Origin of the sequence: Kordia aestuariivivens, assembly GCF_014397005.1 — a bacterium.
GTDB classification, from domain to species: domain Bacteria; phylum Bacteroidota; class Bacteroidia; order Flavobacteriales; family Flavobacteriaceae; genus Kordia; species Kordia aestuariivivens.
The window spans coordinates 190,278-215,234 of the sequence record NZ_JACGWS010000005.1 but is presented as its reverse complement, the minus strand read 5'-3'; the positions used below and the strand labels follow the sequence as shown (position 1 = coordinate 215,234).

The 24,957-nt window shown below is 31.7% G+C and carries 23 protein-coding genes; 14 read left to right on the top strand and 9 right to left on the bottom strand.

What is annotated here, in order from left to right; translation table 11 throughout:
- Positions 1-80: 80 nt before the first annotated feature.
- The 6 genes from H2O64_RS10085 to H2O64_RS10060 form a co-directional block, all read right to left on the bottom strand.
- The gene (locus H2O64_RS10085; RefSeq protein ID WP_187562068.1) at positions 81-635 is read right to left on the bottom strand and encodes a DUF4494 domain-containing protein; all 555 of its coding nucleotides are present in this window, start codon (positions 633-635) and stop codon (positions 81-83) included.
- Positions 636-898: 263 nt separating this feature from the next.
- Complete coding sequence (locus H2O64_RS10080) at positions 899-1,729, bottom strand: universal stress protein (protein ID WP_187562067.1); 831 nt, start codon at positions 1,727-1,729, stop codon at positions 899-901.
- A gap of 113 nt (positions 1,730-1,842) precedes the next feature.
- Complete coding sequence (locus H2O64_RS10075) at positions 1,843-2,685, bottom strand: universal stress protein (protein ID WP_187562066.1); 843 nt, start codon at positions 2,683-2,685, stop codon at positions 1,843-1,845.
- A gap of 629 nt (positions 2,686-3,314) precedes the next feature.
- Positions 3,315-3,482, bottom strand: coding sequence for a hypothetical protein (locus tag H2O64_RS10070; protein ID WP_187562065.1), 168 nt, complete (start codon positions 3,480-3,482; stop codon positions 3,315-3,317).
- 323 nt (positions 3,483-3,805) lie between these two features.
- On the bottom strand, positions 3,806-4,501 hold the full coding sequence (locus tag H2O64_RS10065) for a LytR/AlgR family response regulator transcription factor (protein ID WP_187562064.1): 696 nt from the start codon (positions 4,499-4,501) through the stop codon (positions 3,806-3,808).
- Positions 4,502-4,511: 10 nt separating this feature from the next.
- Positions 4,512-5,513 carry a sensor histidine kinase gene (locus H2O64_RS10060; protein WP_187562063.1) on the bottom strand — a complete coding sequence of 334 codons (1,002 nt, stop codon included), beginning with the start codon at positions 5,511-5,513 and terminating at the stop codon, positions 4,512-4,514.
- Between the two features lie 203 nt (positions 5,514-5,716).
- Here H2O64_RS10060 and H2O64_RS10055 point away from each other — a divergent pair, with 203 nt between their 5' ends.
- From H2O64_RS10055 to H2O64_RS10040, 4 genes are all read left to right on the top strand, one after another.
- A complete protein-coding gene (locus H2O64_RS10055; RefSeq protein WP_187562062.1) occupies positions 5,717-6,961 on the top strand; it encodes a serine hydrolase domain-containing protein in 1,245 nt (414 codons plus the stop codon).
- 54 nt (positions 6,962-7,015) lie between these two features.
- Positions 7,016-9,004, top strand: coding sequence for a serine hydrolase (locus H2O64_RS10050; protein WP_187562061.1), 1,989 nt, complete (start codon positions 7,016-7,018; stop codon positions 9,002-9,004).
- A 188-nt stretch (positions 9,005-9,192) separates the two neighbouring features.
- Positions 9,193-10,344 (top strand): DUF7486 family protein, encoded by a 1,152-nt coding sequence (locus H2O64_RS10045; RefSeq protein WP_187562060.1) that lies wholly within the window; start codon positions 9,193-9,195, stop codon positions 10,342-10,344.
- A gap of 249 nt (positions 10,345-10,593) precedes the next feature.
- Positions 10,594-11,973 (top strand): MltF family protein, encoded by a 1,380-nt coding sequence (locus tag H2O64_RS10040; RefSeq protein WP_317173823.1) that lies wholly within the window; start codon positions 10,594-10,596, stop codon positions 11,971-11,973.
- Between the two features lie 105 nt (positions 11,974-12,078).
- Here the strand turns inward: H2O64_RS10040 and H2O64_RS10035 are convergent, their stop codons facing one another.
- Complete coding sequence (locus H2O64_RS10035; protein ID WP_187562058.1) at positions 12,079-12,414, bottom strand: winged helix-turn-helix transcriptional regulator; 336 nt, start codon at positions 12,412-12,414, stop codon at positions 12,079-12,081.
- 356 nt (positions 12,415-12,770) lie between these two features.
- On the opposite strand from H2O64_RS10035, the gene H2O64_RS10030 reads away from it, so the two are divergent.
- Positions 12,771-13,307 (top strand): GNAT family N-acetyltransferase, encoded by a 537-nt coding sequence (locus H2O64_RS10030; RefSeq protein ID WP_187562057.1) that lies wholly within the window; start codon positions 12,771-12,773, stop codon positions 13,305-13,307.
- Positions 13,308-13,474: 167 nt separating this feature from the next.
- The gene (locus tag H2O64_RS10025; RefSeq protein ID WP_187562056.1) at positions 13,475-13,636 is read left to right on the top strand and encodes a YodC family protein; all 162 of its coding nucleotides are present in this window, start codon (positions 13,475-13,477) and stop codon (positions 13,634-13,636) included.
- Between the two features lie 199 nt (positions 13,637-13,835).
- Here the strand turns inward: H2O64_RS10025 and H2O64_RS10020 are convergent, their stop codons facing one another.
- On the bottom strand, positions 13,836-14,033 hold the full coding sequence (locus H2O64_RS10020; RefSeq protein ID WP_187562055.1) for a hypothetical protein: 198 nt from the start codon (positions 14,031-14,033) through the stop codon (positions 13,836-13,838).
- Positions 14,034-14,226: 193 nt separating this feature from the next.
- Between H2O64_RS10020 and H2O64_RS10015 the strand changes: the two genes are divergently transcribed.
- From H2O64_RS10015 to H2O64_RS09985, 8 genes are all read left to right on the top strand, one after another.
- The gene (locus tag H2O64_RS10015; protein ID WP_187562054.1) at positions 14,227-14,436 is read left to right on the top strand and encodes a helix-turn-helix transcriptional regulator; all 210 of its coding nucleotides are present in this window, start codon (positions 14,227-14,229) and stop codon (positions 14,434-14,436) included.
- Positions 14,437-14,611: 175 nt separating this feature from the next.
- Positions 14,612-14,743, top strand: coding sequence for a hypothetical protein (locus H2O64_RS24195; protein ID WP_262890640.1), 132 nt, complete (start codon positions 14,612-14,614; stop codon positions 14,741-14,743).
- 145 nt (positions 14,744-14,888) lie between these two features.
- On the top strand, positions 14,889-15,302 hold the full coding sequence (locus tag H2O64_RS10010; protein WP_187562053.1) for a hypothetical protein: 414 nt from the start codon (positions 14,889-14,891) through the stop codon (positions 15,300-15,302).
- A gap of 241 nt (positions 15,303-15,543) precedes the next feature.
- A complete protein-coding gene (locus H2O64_RS10005) occupies positions 15,544-16,638 on the top strand; it encodes a PGAP1-like alpha/beta domain-containing protein (protein WP_187562052.1) in 1,095 nt (364 codons plus the stop codon).
- A gap of 839 nt (positions 16,639-17,477) precedes the next feature.
- A complete protein-coding gene (locus H2O64_RS10000; RefSeq protein WP_187562051.1) occupies positions 17,478-18,692 on the top strand; it encodes a multidrug effflux MFS transporter in 1,215 nt (404 codons plus the stop codon).
- A gap of 57 nt (positions 18,693-18,749) precedes the next feature.
- A complete protein-coding gene (locus H2O64_RS09995; protein ID WP_187562050.1) occupies positions 18,750-20,927 on the top strand; it encodes a T9SS type A sorting domain-containing protein in 2,178 nt (725 codons plus the stop codon).
- Between the two features lie 132 nt (positions 20,928-21,059).
- Positions 21,060-21,782, top strand: coding sequence for a T9SS type A sorting domain-containing protein (locus H2O64_RS09990; RefSeq protein WP_187562049.1), 723 nt, complete (start codon positions 21,060-21,062; stop codon positions 21,780-21,782).
- Between the two features lie 233 nt (positions 21,783-22,015).
- The gene (locus tag H2O64_RS09985) at positions 22,016-22,933 is read left to right on the top strand and encodes a tetratricopeptide repeat protein (RefSeq protein WP_187562048.1); all 918 of its coding nucleotides are present in this window, start codon (positions 22,016-22,018) and stop codon (positions 22,931-22,933) included.
- Between the two features lie 129 nt (positions 22,934-23,062).
- Here H2O64_RS09985 and H2O64_RS09980 read toward each other — a convergent pair whose 3' ends face one another.
- Positions 23,063-24,955 carry a UvrD-helicase domain-containing protein gene (locus H2O64_RS09980; protein WP_187562047.1) on the bottom strand — a complete coding sequence of 631 codons (1,893 nt, stop codon included), beginning with the start codon at positions 24,953-24,955 and terminating at the stop codon, positions 23,063-23,065.
- Positions 24,956-24,957: the final 2 nt, after the last annotated feature.

Here is a 24,957-nt window from a genome sequence, read left to right as displayed (position 1 = left end):
ATAACATTTAAACAAAACAAAAAACCTGAACAATGTTAGTATTGTTCAGGTTTAAACTATTTTTTAATAATTGATGCTAGTTATTCAGCTGAAAGAGAATCCACTAATTCTAATTCTTCATTCATCGTATTAATTACGGGAACAGAATCTTTCAGTTCAATAAACTTTTTGATATGTTTCATTTCGCTTTCTTCACCTGAAAAATAAGGAAAAACGTCCATAATTGGAGATTCATTAATTGCAGGAATCGTATATTCTGCCATCGTATCTTTCATGGCAACAACCGTATTTTCATAGGCTTCTTTCACATCATTTCCTTGTATCAATAGGTATTGATTTGATTTGCGTTCTTTACCGCTTTCTTCATCAAAAGTAATCATCGCTACTCTGCATTTGAACCATCGATCAGAGTTCTCAAACGGATGAATTTCAGCATAATTAGCCACTTTTATATTTGTAATTTTAATTTCTTCACCTTCTCTCAAATAGGCAGCCATTTCTTGTGTTATTCTACTTTCTGCCTCGGTATAGGAAATAGCATCTACTAAAAATGGTTCTGTTTTTAGTTTTTGTTCTCCTGTTTCTTCATCAGTTTTTCTATATTTTACTTTGCATTCATACCATGTTGCGCTCATATCTTTTTGTTTTAAGGGAGCCAAATATATGATTTTGTTTTACCTAAAAAAGTCAAAAATTAGAATAGATATTCACAATTTTAAGAAGAATTTTATAGTTGTTTTAAATTGAGGAAGTTAGGTTTTTTTGTAAAATTGAAATTGAACAAGCATGTTTTTAAATAATATAAAGTCATGGCAATGAAAATCATATTATTTACTTGTTTAGCTAATAAAGATCAATCAATTTAAGACGTAAGTTGTTGAAAAGTAAAACATTTAAACTATGAAAAAACAAGTATAGGTACATTTGAATAGTTTACCATTTTTTTCGATATACTTTTACTGAAAAAGCGCTCAATAAAGTTTCGTTTTCTTGTTATTAAGGCTAGCATATCTGGTTTTGAACTTTCTAGTAGTGCTATTAATTTGTTTTTTACATTTTCACCATAAATGAGTTCAAAATGTATATTTTGACTGCTATTTACTTTGGTTACTTCTGTTTCTAATTGTGAAATTTTTTCTCGTTCTTGTTCTAAGTCTTCAAATTTTTCACTTATGTGAATTACTCGAAGATTCGATCTGTAGTATTTCCTTATTTTCTTGATAAACTCAATACAGGTTTTATCTTTTGTATGAAAATCTGTTGCAAAGACTATTTCAGCTAAATTATTGAACTTGGCTTTTTGAGGAATTGCCAATACAATAGATGTTGGATTGTGAATGGTTTGAGAAGCAAAACTTCCAAATATTCTATTCTCAAGTCCATTTTTACCAATAGTTCCCATTACAATCATAATTGGATCTAATTTTTCCATATATTCTTTAAGGAATAAGGTCCGACCTTGTACTATGTCATATTCAGCTTCTAGTCCAAAAGTTTCTATTTCTTCTTTCAGTTTTTTTAGTTTCTTTTCAGCTTGTTCTTCTAATTGTGTTATTATATCAAAAAGCATCATAGGGTTTTCTTCGGTAGATGCTAGCGAACCAATTTCAAGCGCATGTACTATTTTAATTTTACATGTTAGTACTTTACCCATGGCAATAGCATAATTCATTGCGTTTTTAGCACAATCAGAAAAGTCAGTCGGATATATTATTAGTTTCGATTTCATATGTTTACGACCTTTATAATGTTGTTTATTAAAAGAGTTTCAATTTTAATACTTAATGGTTTCTGACAAATACAACATATTAACTATCAAACTATTCACTCAAGTATTATTTATTAGTTTCTTAAATCATGTAAAGCTAAAATTGGAATGGTGGAATGATACATTAGGTTTTTTACCATAGGTTTCGATAAAATCCAGCTAAAGAAGCTGTGCTTTTTGTTAATAAAAACAACCATATCACTATTTCGACTTTCTATGAACGAATTTAGAGCCGATTGCACGTCTGTATCATGTGATATGTGAAAAGAGTATTCTAATTCTTCAAAATAATCTTTTAAAAGCCTTTGTTTATTAAGTTGGTTTTCATTGAGTTGTTTATGTTTGTTTAAAACGTGTAAAATACGTATTGCCGCGCCCGTATTTTTTGCGATGTCGACCAAGTATTGAAATTCGCTACTTTTGTAATGTGTTCGGTAACCTGTTGGAAAAACGATTTCCTTTATTTTTTTAAAGGTTGCTTTTGCGGGAATTGCTAAAACAGGACAGTTTCTAATTTTTTCCATCGCAAATACAGTCTGACTTCCATAAATTAGTGTTCTCGAATCCGTATTTCCTTTGGTACCCATTATAACGATATCGATATCGCGCTTTGCGATGATTTTTTTCATTATTTCTATTAAAGAACCAAACTCTGAGATCATATGGAATTGATGATTTGGTGAATTATTAATAACTGATAATCTGTCAAGAATATTCGTTAATCCTCCAATAGATTTTTGTTTAGATTTTTCCAGAGAATTTATAGCAGTGAGTTCCATTGTAAAAGCCTCTACATTATAAGTATTTAGGATGTAAAAATCACAAACGTTCTGTTTGTATAGATCAATAGCATAATCAATGGCATTTTGGGCATTTATAGAAAAATCTGTCGTAATGAGTATCCTTCGCTTCATCATGATATGTATTTGATAATAGTGTCATTAAATTTATTTTTTTATCAAAAATGTTGCAATGATATTTGTCAGTTTTAGATGTGATGAATCGTTTTGTAAGGGAAATTATCTTTTAGTTTTACGTATGAGTTTTTGTTATTATTAGGTATGAGACAGTTTTTTACACAAGTGAGTTTACGCTGAGCTTTTCGATAAACTCAAGATAAACTTTGTCGAAATGTAGGAGTGAAGTGGAATTAATTTATCAGAGTTTAAACGAATATCGAAATTTCATTTCATGTCTAATTACACTTTAATTAAGGACAATTAAAATCATAAAATTAGAACGTCAAAAACTCATGTAACAAGATTAACTCAATACGTTTCAAAATACGACGCATAATAGTTGCTAATATTTCTAAAAGCTTCTTTACATGGGTCAAAGAACACTAAAATTGAGTTTATAGAGTTGAGAATACTTTACAAATCTGACTTTTTTTCTTCGACAGAAGGAATAGTTGACTGTAGGTCTTTATTCAAATTTGGATAATTTTCTTCTCTTTGTTTCTTATTTGAATAAAAAATATTCCAAAATGTGAGTGCTATGTATGTAGCAAATATGATGCCTCCTATTATAAAAAATGATATGTCCATTATTTTCTTCTTTGTCTAATTGCTATTGCGAATAATAATATTGTTCCTGGCCAATGGGCTGAATATTGAGCTTCATCTGTCCTACCCATAATACCTAGACCTACAGAGTATAATAAACATATGAATGCTAAAATAACTGGATACCATTTTAAAATTACTTCTTTCATCTTCTAATAAGTTTTTGTAAATGTACAAAATGTTTAACTATTAATAGCAAATGTTAAACAAAAGTATATTACCTATTCATCTCTAGAAGTGCCTTTTAATTTCAAAACCTTAATTTGAACAATTCAGAAGGTGAATTGGTTTTTCTATTTTTCTAAAAAATTATTACTAAAAGCTTCTTTAATAAAGGTAATGGCACAATTTTTACACAAGCGAGTTTATGCTGAGCTTGTCGAAGTGTAGGAGAGAAGTGCAAACCGAACTTGTAAGGTTAACGATTTCTTAAAACAATAGGAAAGGTGCGAATAAATGAGAATTAACTCTTTTATAGTTTTGCTAAAGCTTCCAATTTTTTAAAAACAATAACCTTATACATAGCACTGACTGGGACTTTATTATTTTCAATTAACAAATATGTTCTGGTTGCCTTTGTAACTCTGTCCAAATTAGAAATATATGATTTATGTGTACGTTGGAAATTCTCAGATAATAAGGTAGTAATATTAATAAGTGTTTCGGAGATAAGGTACATTCTTGAATCGGTAAAAATTTTCAAATAATTTCCAAAACTCTGAATATACAGAATTGATTTAAGTGAAATATTAACGGGCATTCCATCATGTTTTATTTGAAGTTCTTCAGTTCCGCTATTTTTTTTAGTCTGTGTTATTTTTGAAGATGAAACTTTGTTGATGGCTTTCAAAAAGCGTTCAATTTTTACAGGTTTCAATAAATAATCTACAACACTATAATTATAACTTTCTAGTGCATACTCAGAATAAGCTGTGGTCAAAATAACTTTTGGCGATTTTATCATAGACCTCAAAATTTCCATGCCATTAAGTTCAGGCATTTCTATATCTAGAAAGATGAGATCAAGGTCATTTTGCTGAATAAAATTGATAAATTCAAGCGGATTCCCGGTGCTTAATACTAATTCAAAGTTGTCAATTTTTGAACAATAATCTTCTAACACTTTACGTGCTAGTATTTCATCATCTATAATACCAATTTTAATCATTAATTGTTTTTTATAATTTTGAAACCAATAAATCAATAGATAAATTTACATGATATTTTTCTTCTGTATCCTCAATTTTTAATACGTGGGAATTAGGATATAATAGCTTTAAACGTCTTTTTACATTTTCAAGACCCAGTCCTTTTCTTTTCGATATAGAAACCATAGAAGGTTTTGAATTTACTACACAAAAATGAAGAGTGGTATTTTTTATAGAAGCTGAAATATCAATGGTACTCTGTTCATTTGTACTTTGAGCACCATGCTTCACAGCATTTTCAACAAATGGGATGAGTAACATTGGAGAAATCTTTAATCCCAACAAATCTCCTTCAATTAGAAATTCAATAGTACAACGTTTACTCAACCTTTTTTCTTCAAGTAACAAATAATTTTCTATAAACTCAAGCTCTTCTTTTAATAAAACAATATCTTTTTTAGAACTCTCAATTTGATACCTCAATAATTCTGAGAGCTGCATAACAAGATCAGGAGTTTCAGGTGATTGCTGTCTGGAAAGTGAATAAATACTATTTAATGAGTTAAATAAAAAATGAGGATTTACCTGCTCTTTTAAATAATTAAGTTCCATCTCTATTTGTAATTTTTCTTTCTCAGCATTTTCTCTTTGGATGATCATATTCCGTCTTAAAAAAAAAGCAGCCATACCAGTACCTGTGGTATAAAAATGAAATAAAAAAGTTTTAGTAACACCAGACCAGTTGTTTTTAGTATAAGCTTCTAAATATGCCACAAAAAATATACTCCCAATGAGTAAGAGTCCGTATATAAAATATCTTTTCTTATCAAAAAAGCAAGGAATAAGAATAAAATGATTTATCCATATAGCTGCCATAATATTAAAGGCATATTTAAGTCCCCATAAAAAAAAAGAAAAAGGCGTATCATATCGATCTACCATCATCCACCCACTTAATAGTTCAAGGATGAGCACCAATACAAAAGCTCCTATGTTAAGGATAATAGTGTTCTTCAAAGATTTTTTAAGCATAAACATTTCATTTAGAAAAAATAAAGATAGTATCTATAAAAACAATATTCTATAATTTCTTATGAAAGCCATATATCAATGACGAAATGGCTTTGTCATTTAACCGTTGTGTTGATCATCTTTAAGATATTGAATCTAGATTATAAGATATCTTTATTCAACATTTAATGATGGATGCCGAACTTTTATAAACTATGAAAATAATGAAAAACATAACAGGACTACTACTTTTAACACTTCTTTTTCTTGCATGTAAAAACGAGCCAAAAAAAGACGCAGATACCTTAAGCACTCCAAGTCCAAAATATGAAACATATAACTATGCTGGATTTACAAAAGAAGAAATTTATGGATTCCATAAACGCATTTTTGAAGGAGGTAATTGGACCGAATATGGTGATCACGAACGATATTATTATCTCAATTTCTCCCAAATTCAAAAACACTCGCGCATACTTAGGTCAGATACGCCGAAAATCCTTGAAGAAACGCCAAGAGATGATGTGAAAAATTTTATAACGTCCACAGATTTAAAAAAAGGCGGTGGACTATCATTAAATGACTATGTACAGCAAGTAGAAGTTAATGGGTTAATTATAATTCATAAAGGCAAAATCGTCTTTGAAGGCTATCCGAGAATGTTCCCAACAGATTTGCATATTAATATGGTAATAACTCAAGTCTTTGTGAGTACTTCAATTGCTATTTTGGAGGATAGGGGTTTAATCGATACTAGCAAACCCATTGATTACTACTTTGATGCCCTTAAAAATTCAGGTTGGGAAGGCGTTCCAGTACTAGATATTCTTGCCATGAGTTCCGGAATTGATCGCGTCCCATTGGAGACGTATGAGGTAAGTTTTGACCCAATTATGGATTTAGCTACTGCAAAGTCTGCTAAGCCATCAGGAACGGAGTTCCAATGGTCGAATGCCGATGCTATGGTATTAACGTTACTAGTCGAAAAAATAAGTGGTCTTACCTTTCGCGATTTTGTGGAACAGGAAATATGGAGAAAGATAGGGTCAGAATATAGTGCCCTTTTAGGAATCAATAAAAATGGGAGCTCTATTTCATATGCTGATGGCATGTCAACAACACTTCGAGATCTTGCTAGATTTGGTCTTGCTTTTACGCCTAGTGGTAGAAAGAGCGCCAATCCAATAATTTCTGATGCGCACTTATCTAAAATCCGAAATGTAAATAAAAACCTCAAGGAGACGTCACGGAATTTTAAAGAAACGATATATAGCAGTTATCAATGGGGTGCCGTATTCGATGATGGCGATTTTTATAAAGGAGCACATGGAGGTCAAGGTCTTTATATATCACCTTCGAAAGATTTGGTTATCGCATTTTTCGGAACTGCCAATGTAGATCGTGAAAGAAGTCAACTTAGTGTCATTTCTCGACAGCTTTCCAAATCTGGATTGTTTGATCTTGAATAAAATGTCCTAGCTTAACTATATACTAATGCCTATCACTAATAAAAGAAGATACATATGAGAGCAATTAAATTATTAATACTATCAATCACTGTTTTTGCAAATACTGCCTTTGCACAAGAAAATAATAAAAAAGAGTTCACATCAAATAAAGAAAGAACTTCCTTAGTATCACCACAAATTCAGGTAATACCAATAAAAGATACTAAGACAGAAAGAAACTATGAACTTTATATAGAATTGCCTGAAGATTATGCTGAGAACAATACTAAAACCTATCCTGTCCTTTATTATACAGATGCTGTGTGGCATCGCGAAATACTATCTGCTTGCCAAGAATACATCCTTGAAGATGCAATTCTAGTTGGAATTTCTTGGCAATTAGATATCAATGAAGACCTAAAAAAAGAGAGAGGTGCGCATGTGAGTAGGTTTCGTGATTACTCGATAAGCAAACACAGCAATCCAGAAATTCAAACAAAATACCAATTCGGTCAAGCCAACACACATTTAGATTTTATTCGAAATGATGTAATTACCTATGTTGACAATACGTATCGAACTGACCCAAATAGTCGCACTTATTTTGGGTATTCACTGAGTGGTGAATTTGGCGCATATATACTAATGACGCAACCTGACACCTTTAACAATTACATTATTGGTAGTCCAACGATCAAAACTCTTGTTCCTTATTTATCTGAGCTAAATTCGAAATTCGGACCTTACGAGGCCTCAAATAGAAGCTCGAGTCTGAATGCCAATGTTTTTATTTCACATGGCTCATTAGAGCAAGAGATGGTTAAACCTATCGAGGAGTTCGTTAGTTTATTAAAAAATAGACAAGATGGAGGTTTATCTGTACTAAAAGAAGTGATTGAAGGTGATCATGGAATTGCATTTCCTACGACAGCAATTCGTAGTGTCACTTGGTTGGCATCCTTAATGAGCCATGTTTCAAGTAATAACAATGAGATCTCATTCTGGGATATTCCACATCTCAATAATGCATTTATTAACACAACTCCAGAGGACAGAAAAGACGGGATATCAGTGGATACATTATCGGTGAGTAGCAATGACAGAAACAAAATCCTTAAATTGTCTCAAGAGATTTTTGATGGCAAACATGGGAACTATGATGCATTACTCATTTCACACAAAAACAAATTAGTTTTTGAATCCTATTATAAAAAAGGTCGTATCAACTTGCCTCATGGACAAGCATCAGCAGTAAAAGCGTATACCAGTTTAGTTTTGGGTAGAGCTATTCAAATGGGGTATTTATCCATGGAAGACTTAAATAAACCTTTGATTAGTTTTCTAAAAGATGTTGATCCTGAAAAAATGACCAAAGGAGCCGAAAAAATCACACTTCATAAGGCATTGACCATGCAGGGAGGATTGACTATAGATAGGGATGCATGGAAAGAAATTGAGAAAGATTCCCTTCGATTAAAAGGTCAAGGGTTAGTTCAGACACTTTTGGAACAAAGTGAACCGATAACCTCAGAGTCTCAGACGTATTTGTATGGAAATTATAATCCAATGTTGGTAATGACGGTCATTGACGCGGTTGTACCAGGAACGGCTGAGGACTTTATTAAAAGGGAGTTACTCGACAAACTCGGTATTACAAACTATAAATGGTCAAATCATATTAATGGCTTTCCAGAAGCGGGTTGGCGTGCAAGTATCATGTCTCGCGATATGCTCAAATTGGGGCATTTAGTGCTCAATAAAGGTAAATTAAACGGCGAGCAGCTTATTTCTGCAGCATATCTTGCCAAAGCCACCAGTGGAATTGTAAAACCCACTCAAGATTGGATGCCCAAAGACTATCGTTCCGGTTATTTTTGGTATCAAACACTCGTAAAGGTTGGTCCTAAAAGTTACGATGCCACATTTGCTTGGGGAGGCGGTGGACAACGTGTAATAGTGATAGAAGAACTTGATTTAACAATTGTAATTTCTGGTCATGATGGAGAAGATAAAATAATGACTCAAATTTCTGAAATCATTATACCAGCGTTTGTAAAACAATAATCCCTATAAAATAATAAACTTAACTTTCATAAACCCGAACTTGTTTCGGGTTTTTTTTATTAAAACAAACGACAATAGCAGAAGAGTGGGCATGTGTATGGAATAAATTTACATCTATTTTTATATGACTAATATCATAAAAATTTGCACCATATTTCTTTAATTTTAAACAATCAAAAAGTTAAATTATGAAAACTTCAAACCAATCATTCATTAAAACTATCTGTTTAAATTTATTTATTCTTGGATTTTTATTTACAGCTTGTAATAATAGCTCTTCAAAAGATAAAACCAGTAAAACTGAAGCAGAGGAAATTGTAAAAGCTAACGATATCTATTGGAATGTTAAAGCCATTCACCCAGATGGACAAAGCTTAGATGTTAAAGCCTTTGATGAAGAAGGAAAATCTTTCGACATAAAGGCAATTCAAAACTCTGATCAAGATAGCTTCTTAGATATAAAAGCTATTGTAGATGGTGAGCAATTACCCGTCAAGATATTAGAGAGTAATACTAAATTTGCTCCTATTGCAGCTATAAATAATGAAGGAACTAAGTATTACATTAAAGCAATAACAGCAGAAGGGGAAAAACTGGATGTAAAAGGAGTTGCAAGATTTGAAAATATTGTCATTATGAAAGCCATTACCAAAAATGGGGATTTCTATGGAGTCAAAGCTATTTCACCAGACGGAAAACTTAATGATATTAAGGGAATAAAAATTAATAAAAATGAAAGAGAAATGTATTTAAAAGGTGTAGGTGTCCACGCACATGTTGTAGCGATGCACGCAGTTGCTAATGAAGATGACTTTAAAATACCTGTAAAAAAGAAAACAAAAACGAAAAAGAAAAAGAAAAGAGATTTTAAAAGAATTATCTGGAATATTAAGGCGGTAACTCTTGATGGTAAAAATTTAGATGTGAAAGCTTTTGATGCTGAAGGCAATATATTTGATGTAAAAGCAACACAAGATTCTAAACAACATAGCTTTATGAATATTAAGGCATTTGTAGGTAAATACGAGCTTCCTGTTAAAATAATGGAAAGTACAGACAAGTATGCACCTATCAGTGCTATTGGAAAAAACGGTACTATATACGAAATTAAAGCATTAACTGAGGATAATGTAAAACTTGATATTAAAGGTATTAGTCGTTCAGGTAATATTATTCATGTGAAAGCTATAAATGAAAATGGGGAATTCTATGCTGTTAAAGCTTTCGCTCCAGACGGAAAACTTAATCAGGTAAAAGGTATTAAGATTTTTGATAGAAAAGTAGAGATGAAAGTGCAAGGACATCCAATATATGCTCATTTAAAAGCTGTTAATCAATAATCGCCTATCGTGTTAATACCAAAATATTTAGGAAACACAACTGTTAAGCAAACCAACAATGGTTACATGAGTTATATTCTATTAGTAGCAGTAAAACCAATTCCAATAAAATAGGCATTGTAGTTAAATCTGTGTTTAATCAAATATTGTTATATTTGATAAAAAGAGGTGAACTATTTTAGACAATTCATAACACTACTTACGTTAACCCTGCTAATTAATTCCTGCCAACAAAAAGGAAATTCTATTGTGATTGAAGATGATAAGGATTTCAATAACATCGTTGCGAATTCTGTTGATAGAGACTTAGAGGATATCAAGAAAGATGGAGTCCTCAGAGCTTTAGTGGTTTATAGTAGTACGAGCTACTTTCTTTATAGAGGAGAGGCTATGGGGTTTGAGTATGAGCTTCTAAAACGGCTAGCAGCGCATCTCAATTTAAAGCTCGAAATCATTATATCTGACAACCTCGATTCAGAATTTGAAGTCTTAAATAGAGGAGATGTAGACATGATTGCCCATGGAATGACCATCACCAATCAACGCAAATGGGAGGTTGACTTTACAGAATATTTATATCTTACCAGGCAGGTACTTGTACAAAAAAATCCTGATAACTATAGAGATATATCCTGGAGTTCCTGGCAAAAAGAGTTGATTCATGATGCTATAGAATTGAATAATGATACTGTTTCAATACGCCTAAATTCTGCGTACTATGAGCGTTTAATGAGCTTATCAAATGAAATAGGAGGCAATATTATAATCGATACATTAGATAGTGAATTAAGTACAGGTGAAATCATTGATATGGTGGCTGATGGAAAAATAAAATACACTATTGCAGACGAAAATCTCGCCAAAATAAACGCTTCCTACAAGCCTATTCTAAATATTGACGTTCCCATTTCCCTTTCACAGCGTATTGCTTGGGTTACGCGGAAGAAATCTCGAAATTTCCGAGATGTTATCAATAAATGGATTAAAGCGCAAAGAAATACAACTGACTATCGCGTTATTTATAATAAATATTTTAAAAATAAGCGTTCTTTTCAACGTCGCTCCAAGAGTGAGTATTATAGCCTAAAGAATAATCAAATTAGTAGATATGATAACCTGATAAAGATCCATTCAAAGAAAATTGGATGGGATTGGCGATTACTCGCTTCCGTAATCTACCAAGAATCTAAGTTCGACCCAGATGCCAACTCATGGGTAGGAGCTAAAGGGTTGATGCAGATAATGCCAGTAACAGCGAAATCTTTAGGTATAAAAAACCTGTCGGACCCTAATGAAAGCATCCGAGGTGGTGCTACCTATTTAAATCAAATTTACGACCAATTCATTGAGGTTTCGGACTCCCTCAACAGAATTAAATTAACAATGGCATCATACAATTGTGGCTTGGGTCATGTTAAGGATGCGCAACTTCTGGCAGAGAAAAATGGCTTGGATCCAAACATTTGGACAGCTAACGTAGAAGCTATGCTATTAGATTTAAGCTTACCAAAAAATTACAAACAGCCCTTTATAAAACACGGTTATGTACGTGGCTCTGAACCCGTAATGTATGTAGATAAGATCTTTGAGCGCTATGAACAGTATAAAACATTTATTCAATTAGAATAACTATCTATCTAAAGTTTCTAAAAAGTTTCTTCACGAAAGGTACTAGAACAATTTTTACACAAGCAAGTTTACGCGGAGCCTTTCGATATACTCAAGATATACACCTTAATCTAACTTATTTTCAATCACATAATTTCCCCAATCTACCAAAGATTGTATCACGGGCACTAAAGTTTTCCCGAATTCAGTTAAGGAGTATTCTACTTTTAGAGGAGGCTTAGAGGCATAAACTTTCCGCTTTATAATTCCATCATTTTCCAATGTTTTTAACTGTAAACTCAATGTGCGTTCAGTAGCTGTAGGCATCATTTTTCTTAGTTCATTATAGCGTAGCGTATTATACTTCAAGCTGTATAAAATTACAGCCTTCCATTTTCCTCCAATAATTCCCATCACTAAACTGGTACAACAAGGATATTCTTTTTTGTTAAAGGTGTACATATTTCAAATTTATTTAAACTATCATTTTCGACCGTTATTGCAAATATAGAATACTATACTTAATATTGCAACTATATAAAGTATAGTAATAAAATTATAATAACAAAAGCACTTAAAATGATAAACTATGAACGCTATTTTAATTGATAGTATAGGGTATGGAGGTCTAGTCATCAATTTATATTCAATGTCAACCAAAGGAGAATATAAGTTAAGGTTAATCTCACTAATCGCAAATATAATTTACATTGTATACGGTGCATTAATTAGCGCAATTCCAATAATTGTAGGATGCACTATTGCTGTATTTCTACATGGGTATCATCTAAAACGATTAAAAATTAAAAAGAATAACAATGATTAAAATAAAAATAGCTGAAGAAGCAGATACAGCCATTTTAGCACTTTTAGGAAGAATAACGTGGGCAGAATCTCATGGTCATTATATAGATGATAAAAGCAATCTATTAAAATACTTAGACGAGAACTTTTCAGTTTCTAAAACGAAACAAAATATAAACAATCCTAAGAACCTTTTCTACATTATGTATGTCGATGATTTACCTGTTGGTTACGCAAAATTAATACTAAACGCAAAACAGGAAAGTATTGTCTCTCTAAACAATTGTCGTCTTGAAAGGATCTTCATCTTAGATGATTTCATCCCGTTGAAAATTGGACATCAGTTACTTACTTTTGTTGAAGAAAGAGCCAAAGAGTTAAGATTGGATACCATGTGGCTTTCTGTTTACATAAAAAACAGTAGAGCCATTAGATTCTATGAGCGGAATGAATTTAAAAATGTTGGAGAATTAAATTTTTCGGTCAATGGAAAAGAATATGAAAATATCATTTTCTCAAAAAAAATGATCTATAGCGAAAACCCTTTATAATACGTAGGAGCGAAGTGGAATAGTTGTGGAATGGTATTTAAATTATATTATGCCAAAAGATTAACACAACAATCATAAATATGTCATAATGTCTTACTTTTTACTAAGATTTTTTTTTGGTATATCTTTTGCCTATTACTACAATGAATTAAAATCTTAGATATAATATGGAAGAATTAAAAATTGGAGATGTAGTAATACTAAAGTCAGGTGGACCAAGAATGACTATTTATAATGTACTCAGTAATAATGTATATTGTCAATGGTTTAAAAATGAAGAATTAATTCATGGTGATTTTGAGAAGGGCGTACTAGAATTAGACAACTAAATTGCAAACCTTTTACTTCCGAGAGGAATAATAATCTTTTCGGAGGTGACAGAGTGGCCGATTGTGGTTGTTTGAAACACAACTGAACGTTTTAACGTTCCGTGGGTTCGAATCCCATCCTCACAACAAGGAAAACCTCTAATTAGAGGTTTTCCTCATTTAGATACTTTCATAGATTTAAAAACCTTTGAAATTTTTATCACTCAAACTTCCCAGTTCCATAATTAACACGTTTCTTAAAATCTATAATTTCATCTTTTAATTTTCTATTAGCATTCTCGATAAGTTCATTTTGAAGCTTCATAATCTTTAATAAATCGTGAATTGCATTTAAGTTATCAAGTTGTGTATAAACGATTTTCTCTAAGTCTGCTTTTGTGTATTTTGGAAATGGCATAAAGTTTGGAATAAAATTATTAACAATAAATATTTAACTAAAAATTACATTTATATAATTTATACTTATATAAAGTTAACCCAAACTTATAATTTAATTTTTATAAACGCAAGTTTAAATTAATAAAATGTAATCTAAACTTATGTTTTATTAAGAATGTATTATATATTTAGAGAAGAATACAACAACAAATATGGCAGTAGAAAGAATAAATAGAATAAAAGAAGTATTAGTAATTCAAGGAAAATCGCAAGTTTGGCTTGCAGAAGAACTTGGAAAAAGTACAACTTCTGTAACTGCATTTTGCAATAATAAATCTCAACCACATTTAAAGGATTTAAAAAAGATCGCAGAAATCTTAGATATAGATATTAGAGAGTTGTTAGTTTCTACAAAAGAATAATCATTAATCGAAAGTCAAACGACCTCAGATATTTTTTAATGTAGTTTGGAATAAACGCTAATTCTAAACTTTTCTTGTCTATTATGGATTCCCGTAAAGTATTATCTACAATTTCAATTATTTTTGAATTAGAATATAGTAATATAAATTACAAATAATTAAAATTCAGTAGAATATGGAAATTCAAGCAATTAAACCAGGACCAAAGCCTAAAAAGAAAGATGGTAGTCTTGACAAAAGAAGAAGAGATAATAAAGATACTCCAGGTAACAAACCTTCGTTAAAACCTAGCAAATCAACCAAATAGAAAAAATTCTGAATTATTGATCACTTCTTGGATATTATAACTTATGGATATTTTTGATTATAATTTTAACAATAGTTAAATCTTTAGTAATAAGAGAAATAATAAGAATTTTTATTATAAACACCTTAGATACAATTTAGATACAATGAAAAATTTGAAATATATAATTTACGTTACAATTTTTATATCAAGTTCTATATTTGCACAGAATAACAATACTGATTTCAAGCGTATAGATTTATATCATCACGCATTAATGAGGCATAATAAATCTGATAATCTCCAATCCGTAAATTATCTTAAAAATAATAATTTGGATTTGTATCATCACGCGTTAATGAGAAGTAATAAATTTGATAATCCTCAGTCTGTAGATTATCTTAAAAATAATAATTTAGATTTGTATCATCACGCATTAATGAGAAGTAATAAATCTGATAATCCTCAGTCTGTAAATTATCTTAAAAATAATAATTTAGATTTGTATCATCACGCATTAATGAGAAGTAATAAATCTGATAATCCTCAGTCTGTAAATTACTTAAAAAAGAAAACATAATACTTCGCACTTCCGCAGGTTTTAATAAATTTTCGAAAGTTTGCTTTTATGCAGCATAAACTTCATTTTGCAACAATAAATCTCAACCACATTTAAAGGATTTAAAGGATTTAAAGGATTTAAAAAAGATCGCAGAAATATTAGATGTGGATATTAGAGAATTATTAGTTTCTACTAAGTGATTAATTAAAATTTAAAACAAAAGAAGTCTGTTTCTTTATTTCAAGTAATTTAAAACTCCATGGAATTTCTTCATAAAAACGAAAATCAAACAAATAACATAATAATTTTTATTCATGGTTTTGTTGGAGGAGAAACAACTTGGGTAAAAAATGGTAAAGAAAAATCTCTAATTGACATGATATTAGAAGATCGAAACATTGATATAGGATATGATATTAGTTTATTTACCTACTACACAAAATTATCAGACTTTATTACAAGAAAAGGTTTTTCATTATTTAGAAAGCAAAGAATTGTTAACAACTCAATAGATGAAATAGCCAAACTTTTAAGTTCAGAAGTAAAATACTTTTGTAAAGAATATGACAACATTATTTTAATAGGTCATAGCATGGGAGGTTTAATTGCTAAAAAATTTATTTTAGATGATTTACAAGAAACTCCTAATTCTAAAGTGCAACTATATTTTTCTTTAGCATCTCCACATTCAGGAGCTAATTTAGCTATTTTGGGAAAACTTATTTTAAAGAATCCTCAGATTAGTGGTATGACACCTTTAAGTGATAATATAAGAAAAATAAACGACGAATGGATTAGGTCTAAAAATCTACCAAAGCGATTATATTTTCAAGGATTGAGCGATAACATTGTGCCAAAAAATAGTTCAATTGCTCTAGATAGAGATAAACAAAATGTTATTTACTCTAATGATGACCATTTTAGTATCATCATACCAAAAGAAGATAATTTGGTTGTTTTAGAAGCACTGAAAAGAGAGTTAAAAGATTTTTTAATAAAAAGTCATACTAAAACAAACAAATTTGTCGATGAAGAAATTAAAAGATTTAGAAGAAAGTTATTGACTTCTAAAAATATAAGTGACTTCGAAAAACTTCTTTTTGATGTTAAACTCTTCAAAGAAAAATATCCTGAAACTTATGAGATCGAAAGAATCATTACTGATATAAAAAAAAGTATCAAATATGAAAATGCTCGGATTCTTATTAATAATAATTCTTCTAAAGAAAGAGGACGACGTAAGCGTAAGGTTGGTGAAATTTTTGTCGAAGAAAAATCAGGTAATGGCTGTGGTTGCTCGATCTTGTTGATTATTGCTTTTTTGATTTTATTGATTATATATCTAAGAAGGTAATAAACGACCTCAGAAAACTTTGGTCAAAACAATAGGCGAGTGAGCGTCTATATTTTAGAGTTGAAGCAGTATTGTTGTTGAGAGTTCTGCATTGTATTTGATTTCTAGAATAATATAAATAATTCTACACGCTTCTAGAATATAGCGAACGAACCGTAATTGTTTCCAAAGTTTTATATTATTTAATAGGAATGATTGAGAATCAATTCTATTAAATACATTCCTTAAAGTAATTTTATCAAGAAAAAGACAAAATAAAAAACTACAAAAGGTTCTCATTAAAACACAAAAGCTATTTAACATAACGAAAAGCCAAAAAAGGTTTTTGTAAAAATGAAAAGTTAGCATAGTTATAGAAAATTCTTCGCAGAAAATTTTTATAATTATGCGACAGGGAAAATAGCTCGCAAATAATAACAAGCATAGTCATAAAATGACTGTAACATAATTATAAGCCATATACCGCAAATAAACGTTTCAGGCTTAAAATCGTTTTAATATATGAATCATCCACTGGATAATCCCTATATTAAAAATGTATTATAATTTATATTATGTTAAATAGAATATTTCAACTATCACAAGCAACAACAACGTTTACAGCAATCTCCTAATCCTCTATTGCTTCTAAAAGGAAAATATTTTTGATAAGAATAAAAAATATTCAATTGTAAGCTGTGTTTTTCAGTTAGGTATTATCTAGTCTTTATTCTAATATCTAAAAGCGCAGCGATCTTATATCTATTGACAGCGAAGCGGTCAAAATCTATTGATAGCTATTTAACAAACATTTCGCTTTTAAAAAGAATAAACTCTCCTAGAAACTGTACTTTTGCGCAATGATTCCAAAGAAACAATCGCAAACAGAATTTATCATATTAATGGCATCGCTGATGTCTATTGTGGCGCTCTCCATTGACGCCATTCTACCAGCTTTAGAAGCGATTGGAATCTCCATCGGAACCACACAATCTACGGATAATCAATTACTCATTACAATGATTTTCTTAGGTTTAGGCTTTGGACAACTCATCTTTGGACCGATTTCAGATAGTGTCGGACGAAAACCAGTCATCTACGTCGGATTCATCCTATTTGTACTCGCAAGTATTCTTTGTGTCCTAGCTACAAGTGTTGAAATGATGGTTATCGGACGAATATTACAAGGAATCGGACTCTCAGCGCCACGTACAATTAGTATTGCGATGGTTCGCGATAGTTTCAGTGGCGATTATATGGCAAAAATAATGTCGTTTATTGTCGCTATTTTCATTCTAGTTCCTGTGGTTGCACCTGCGTTAGGAAAACTAATGCTCGATGCTTTTGGTTGGCAATCCATCTTTATCAGTCAATTGATTTTTGGAGCATTCGTCATGATATGGCTCTGGAAACGACAACCAGAAACCTTAGATCCTGACAACAAAATAAAACTCTCCACAGCACTATTTGTCAATGGTTTAAAAGAATTCATGAAATTCAAAACGTCCATTGCATTTACCATAATCTCTGGATTAATCACAGGTTCGTTTATGGTATATTTAAGCGCATCACAAGAAATATTTCAAAATCAATACGGATTGATAGAAGAATTTCCATACCTATTTGCTGCTTTAGCAATTTCGGTTGGTTTTGCTACTTTTTTAAACGGTACTTATGTTGTAAAATACGGAATGTACGCAATGGTAAAAGTATTTATGATTGCATTTACGGTAATTCCAATGCTCTATCTTTTACTTTTCTACGGTCAGCCGAATCCGAATGTGTATATTCTATTAGCATTTTTCGGGTTGCAGTTTTTCTCAATAGGTTTCCTTTTCGGGAATTTACGCTCGTTGGCGATGCAACCTGTCGGACACATTGCTGGAATTGGCGCCGCAATCAATGGTTTTGTTTCCACAATCATGGCAGTTCCTATTGCAACATATATAGGTGGTTTTGTAAAAACAACAGCTTCTCCTCTATTTGTCGGATTCTTAATTTGTGGCTGCTGTTCCTTGCTGATTCTCTGGATTTTAAGTAGAATTACAAATAAATCGCTTTCACTCGCTGCATAATTTGTGAAAACATAATCTTTTAATTAGTTTTACTGCAACAACCTCGATCAACCAATAATGAAAAATTATTTCATAGTAGCTTTTTTAAGCTTGCTTTTATATACCCCAACTTTACAGGCGCAACACTCTGTAGCACGCGATTGGAATGAAGAATTACTAAGTGCTATTCGTAACGATTTTGCACGTCCAACGGTGCATGCGCGCAATCTATTTCACAGTGCAATTGCCATGTATGATGCGTGGGTAATCTTCAACAATCCATCACAAACAGTATTTTTAGGGAAAACCTACGGAAACTACACCTGTGCTTTTAACGGAATTACAACTCCTTCTAATCCTGTCGCAGCACAACACGAAACCATAAGTTACGCGATGTATCGTTTACTTACACATCGTTTTGCAAGTTCTCCAGGTGCAGCCACTTCCCTAGCGAGTTTTGAAACACTATTTACATCCTATGGATATGATTCAACTTTCACGTCAACAGATTACAGTTCTGGTTCGTACGCAGCTTTAGGAAACTATTTAGCAAATGAAATCATCAATTTTGGCTTGCAAGATGGTTCCAATGAACAAAATGGCTATGCAAATCAATTCTATACGCCTTCAAACAATCCGCTCATTTTGGAACTGTATGAAGATAACAGCACTATCAATCCCAACAAATGGCAACCGTTAGCATTTGATGTATACATAGATCAAAGTGGAAATCCTTTTCCATTAAACACACCAGATTTTCTAAGTCCAGAATGGGGAGAAGTCATTCCTTTTTCCTTAAAAACTGAAGATTTAGAAATCATCAATGATGGATTTGATTGTTATATCTACAACAATCCGGGTGCGCCCGAATACATTCAAGATTCCAACAATAATGATGGAATTGACGATCCCTACAAGTGGCATTTTGCACTAGTTTCGTTATGGTCTTCACACTTAGATCCTGCCGATAATACCATGATTGACATTTCGCCCGGCGCGATCGGAAACCTTGATACGACTCAGTTTCCACAAACATTTCAAGAATATCAAGCATTCTATGACATCTATCAAGGTGGCGATCCAAGTGTCGGTCGAAGCCTAAATCCTGTGACGAATATGCCATACACGCCACAAATGGTAAAAAGAGCCGATTATGCACGTGTTTTAGCAGAATATTGGGCAGATGGACCCGATTCTGAAACGCCTCCAGGGCATTGGTTTACAATCATGAACTATGTGAGCGATCATCCATTGGTACAAAAACGTTTGAACGGTTCTGGACCAATCTTAGATGATTTACAATGGGATGTAAAATGTTATTTAGTGCTCGGCGGCGCAATGCATGATGCAGCGATAAATACTTGGGGACTCAAAGGATATTACGATTATGTACGACCAATTTCGGCAATTCGGTATATGGCTGGAAAAGGACAAAGTTCAGATAATACGCTCCCAAGCTACGATCCGCATGGTTTGCCATTAATTCCGGGATATATTGAACTCATAGAAACTGGTGACGCTTTAGCTGGCACTGCTGATGAAAATGTTGGAAAACTAAAAGTATACGCTTGGAAAGGACCTGATTATATCAATGATCCAACCACAGACATTGCGGGTGTAGATTGGATTTTAGCATCCAAATGGTGGCCATATCAACGTGGAACCTTTGTAACACCGCCGTTTGCGGGTTATGTTTCCGGACATTCTACATTTTCAAGAGCTGCCGCAGAAGTACTAACCTTACTCACAGGCGATGAATATTTTCCTGGCGGGATGGGAACATTTGACATTCCACAAGATAATTTCTTAGTCTTTGAAAAAGGACCAAGTGCGCCATTCACACTACAATGGGCAACTTATCGTGATGCTTCAGATCAAACGAGTCTATCAAGAATTTGGGGCGGAATTCATCCTCCGATTGATGACATTCGCGGACGCATCATAGGAGAAAAAATAGGTATTGATGCATTCAACAAAGCAAATCAATATTTTGTATTAAGTACAGAAGAATTTGACACAAAAACTACTAGAATTTATCCTGTTCCATTCACTGATCAATTAACGATTGAAACCGAAAACGATCAAGTATCAAACTTGGAAATCTACAGTATTGACGGACGTTTATTGTTTACGGAAATCATCAATTCCAATCAAAAAACATTCAAAATTCCAAACTTACAAACAGGAATTTACTTCCTAAAAGCTTATGATTTTAATGGTAAAGTAATACTTCAAGAAAAAGTTATAAAGAATTAAAATACAGTAATTTAGTTGTTTAAAATCAGTGTTTTATTGAAGCAGATAATTATACATCTGATTCTTTTGTAAGTTTCTAATCTATATGTAAGAATAATTTTATTAACTTTAAAGAATATATTAAAACCAACCATGTATTCTACTAAAAAATTCTACACCAAAATTGTATTCATCTTACTTTTGTGTTTCACAACACATAAAACTTTTGCGCAAGACCCTGATCTATTACGGACTTGGTATATGAGCTATGTTATTAATGACTTTAATCCTACGCGCCATTATCCTCCAGCTGTCATCACACAACCTGCTACAATTACATTTCTTGATACGGGCGATGCCATAAACATCATAGGATTTAGTGGCTGCAATACCTTCCAAGTACAAGCTACGTATGGTACCTATACTAATTTCTATGGAATTGTCAATATGAATACAAGTACAACAGGCACTGACTATTGTTCTAATGCGTATGATTTTTGGGAAGGGAGATTTTTCTGGATGCTTGATTCAGGGGAACTAACGTATATATTAAGAACAGTAAATGGTGTTGATTACTTAGATTTAGAACATCCATTAATGAGTGGAATTTATCTACAAAGTCAACCTTTGAGCGTTGAAGAAAATAGTAGTACTGAAATACGGATATTTCCAAACCCAGTTGCTGAAACATTATATGTGACCATTGCCAACGAACAAATTAAATCCTTTGTGATTCATAACATTCAAGGACAAAAGATAAAAGAAGCTAAAAATAGCAATAACGCGTTAGATGTGAAGTCTTTAGCTAAAGGTGTTTATTTCTTAGAAATCGTTACTGATAAAGGAAAATTTACACATAAGTTTATTAAGAAATAGTATCATTCTATTTGTTCTTTGCTACGAATCCACTAATAATTTCTTTTATTTCTATACAAACTCAGAAATCAAAAATATAACCAAGCGTCATTTCGAGTGATTTTCTGTCATATCAAGCTCAGTCGAGATAGATAGAAAATTATATCAAGAAGAAGTATTGCTGCTATTTTACAACAATTGACACTTATTTTACATTTTTTTGACACTTTCCACGCCTATACTTTCATACGTCTATGACAACAGCAATCACAGGGATATTATATGACAAACCGTATGATTTTCCTTTGATACCTTTGGCTAAATTTATGGTTGAAACTATTGAAAAAGATGGTGTTGATAAAGGAATTCAGTTTTACAGAGATCATAAAGATTCGACAGATTATCATGCAAGCGAACGGGAACTTATTGTTGCAGGATACAAATTTTTACACGCAGGAAATGCTAAAGATGCAGCCAAAATTTTCAAGTTAAGTACAGAAGTATTTCCAGACAGAGACAATCCGTACGATAGTTATGCAGAAGCACTCATGACGCTTGGAAAAAATGAGGAAGCGATCACCAACTATAAAAAGTCTTTAGAGTTAAATCCAAAAAACAATAATGCGATTGAAATGCTTAAAAAATTAGGCGTTACGTATAGTACAGATTTAATAAAGACAGACGATTCTTGGGGAAAAGAATTATTTGCGATTCCATTACACTTTGCTCCAGATATTAAATTGAAAGGTTTTGAAGATGCACGCTTTCCAAAAGGTTGGAATGATACCAAAAGCCCACATTTTTGGACCTACGCTTTTGCATGGAAAGTCAATATTGACAAGGTGTTAACAATAGCACAAGTAGAAGACTATATAAAAAAGTATTACGATGGTTTATTAGAAGGTGTTAACAAAGAACCAGCCTTTGTATTACCTAAAATAACTGTAGAAATCACAAAAAATGAAGCTGGTAATTTTATTGGCAAAGCAACCATTTACGATACTTTTATTACTAGAAAACCACTAGAGTTAAACTTTCATATTGAACAAACCTTGTGTGATCAAAATAACAAATCCATCATATTATTTAGAATTTCGCCTAAAAATTTTGGGCATCCTGTATGGAGGGATTTAATGGCGATAGAGGTTCTTCAACATGGTTGTGATGACTAATTTATGTGGTCATCGTAGTTATAACCGAACACTAGGGATTTTAATTAAAATTTATTTGAAGCTGCAAAAAGGACTTGTTAATATCTAATGAACTACAATAGTATTGAATAAAAGAATTATTTGTTTTTATTATTTTATAAATTCAATTTCTTCTTTCACAAACCATTTCATATCTACTATATTTCTTGCAAATAATTCTGGCTGTGCTGTATATGCTACAATTGCAAGACTTTCTTTGGCTCTACTGCACGTAACATAAAGTAGTCTTAATGTTTTATCCAAACTTGTTTCTCTACCTTCTTCCATCCTTCTAATGTCAGATGCAGTATGTCCTTTAACTCCAAGTAATTTTTCATAATTAAATAAATTTCCTCGTGCTTCGGAATCATCTAATATTACCATTACTCTTTCGAACTCTCTTCCTTTAACACCTTGATGAGTGCCAAAGTTAGCCTCATCTGTAACATATTTTTGGTATAGTGCTACTTGGTCGAAAGTTGCTGAAAGTGCTTTATCCCATGCTTCTATAACATCATCTTTATCTTCTTCTCCCTCTTGACTTTCTGCTTTTTCAATAATTAATAATTCTTCTTGAGTTCTATTTGCAATTGGAATTAAAGAATCTGGAATAACAAAAAGACGTGAATTGGCTATATATTTTAGTATGTCCAGTAATGTTGGAATATTATCATCCCACAAAGAAAATAATTTACTTACCGCTTTATTCGCCTTTTCAATCAATTTGCTCTGCTCCTTTGATCTTTTAAGCATATCTCTACTTATAATTGGAGATTTTTCTTTTACAATTCGAGCTATTTCAAATTTATCTTCATTTTCCCAAGCATTAAATAATGGAAGAATTGTATTTGTAAAAAAACTTATTCCCGAAAGAGTGCCATCTAAAGCTCCTTGTTTTATTTTATTTGTATTATAAAGTGGAAGAAATAAATCATCAAAGCCCATTCTTCTTGCTGCCATATGATGCTCAAGCGTTAATGTTTTTACTTCAGAATCTTCTCCATACCATTTCTTATCGTCTGTAATGCTAACCATTTTTTCAGCTATACTTTTCTCAATAACTTTCTTGTCAGAGCATGGAATTTGCACTACAAAAAGTCTGGCGAAACCTTCTCCTTTATCACTTCTTGGCTTTTGTTGTTGCTTATCTCCTTCTTCTCTTATTTTATTTATCAACTTAACTATTCTTTTTGGACTTCGATGATTAAGTTGCTTTTTGGGAGTCAGCCAGTCTGTAGGTATATCGTCTTCCAATTTTTCTTTTCCATCCAAATAAATACGCTGCATCATATCTCCAATTATGCCAAGTGTGAAATAATCTTTATGTTGCTTTTGTACAGTAAAAAATGATTCCATTAAACTTTTATTAGTGTCTTGACTTTCATCAATTAATAATATTGGATATTTTCTGACTAATATATATTGCATTAATTCTTTATTATTAAGGAAGAATGCACCTAACTCAATGACTTCGCTATGATTTAATGAATCTTTACTAATGTTATCTCCATTAGGACTATAAACGAATTCTTGAATATCTTTGAGTACTAATAATCTTTTAGTCTTTGATTCTATTTTTTTTGCTCTATCAATTGAGGTTTTATTAATACCTCTTGATCTACTTTGTTTATCCTCTAAATCAATAATGTCAACTTTTAATTTGCTAGTCAACCATTTTTTTATGTCTATAGTAAAATGCTTAATAAGATCCCATGTAAAACTATGTATAGTAGAAACATTAAATAATGGATTATAATCTATTCTACTTTTAATTTCATCACATGCTGCATTTGTATAAGTTATAACTGCTATTTTTTGATTATTCAATTTTAGACGATCATTATGTTCATCCTTTATAAAATCTAACACATTAGTCAATGTTCTGGTTTTTCCAGAACCTGCTCCAGCAAAAAGAAAAAAGCTTTTAGGGTTATTAAAATCCAAGTTATCTTTAATTTCTTTTTCAACTATATCATCAATATTTATATTTGATTCTGTTACCATTT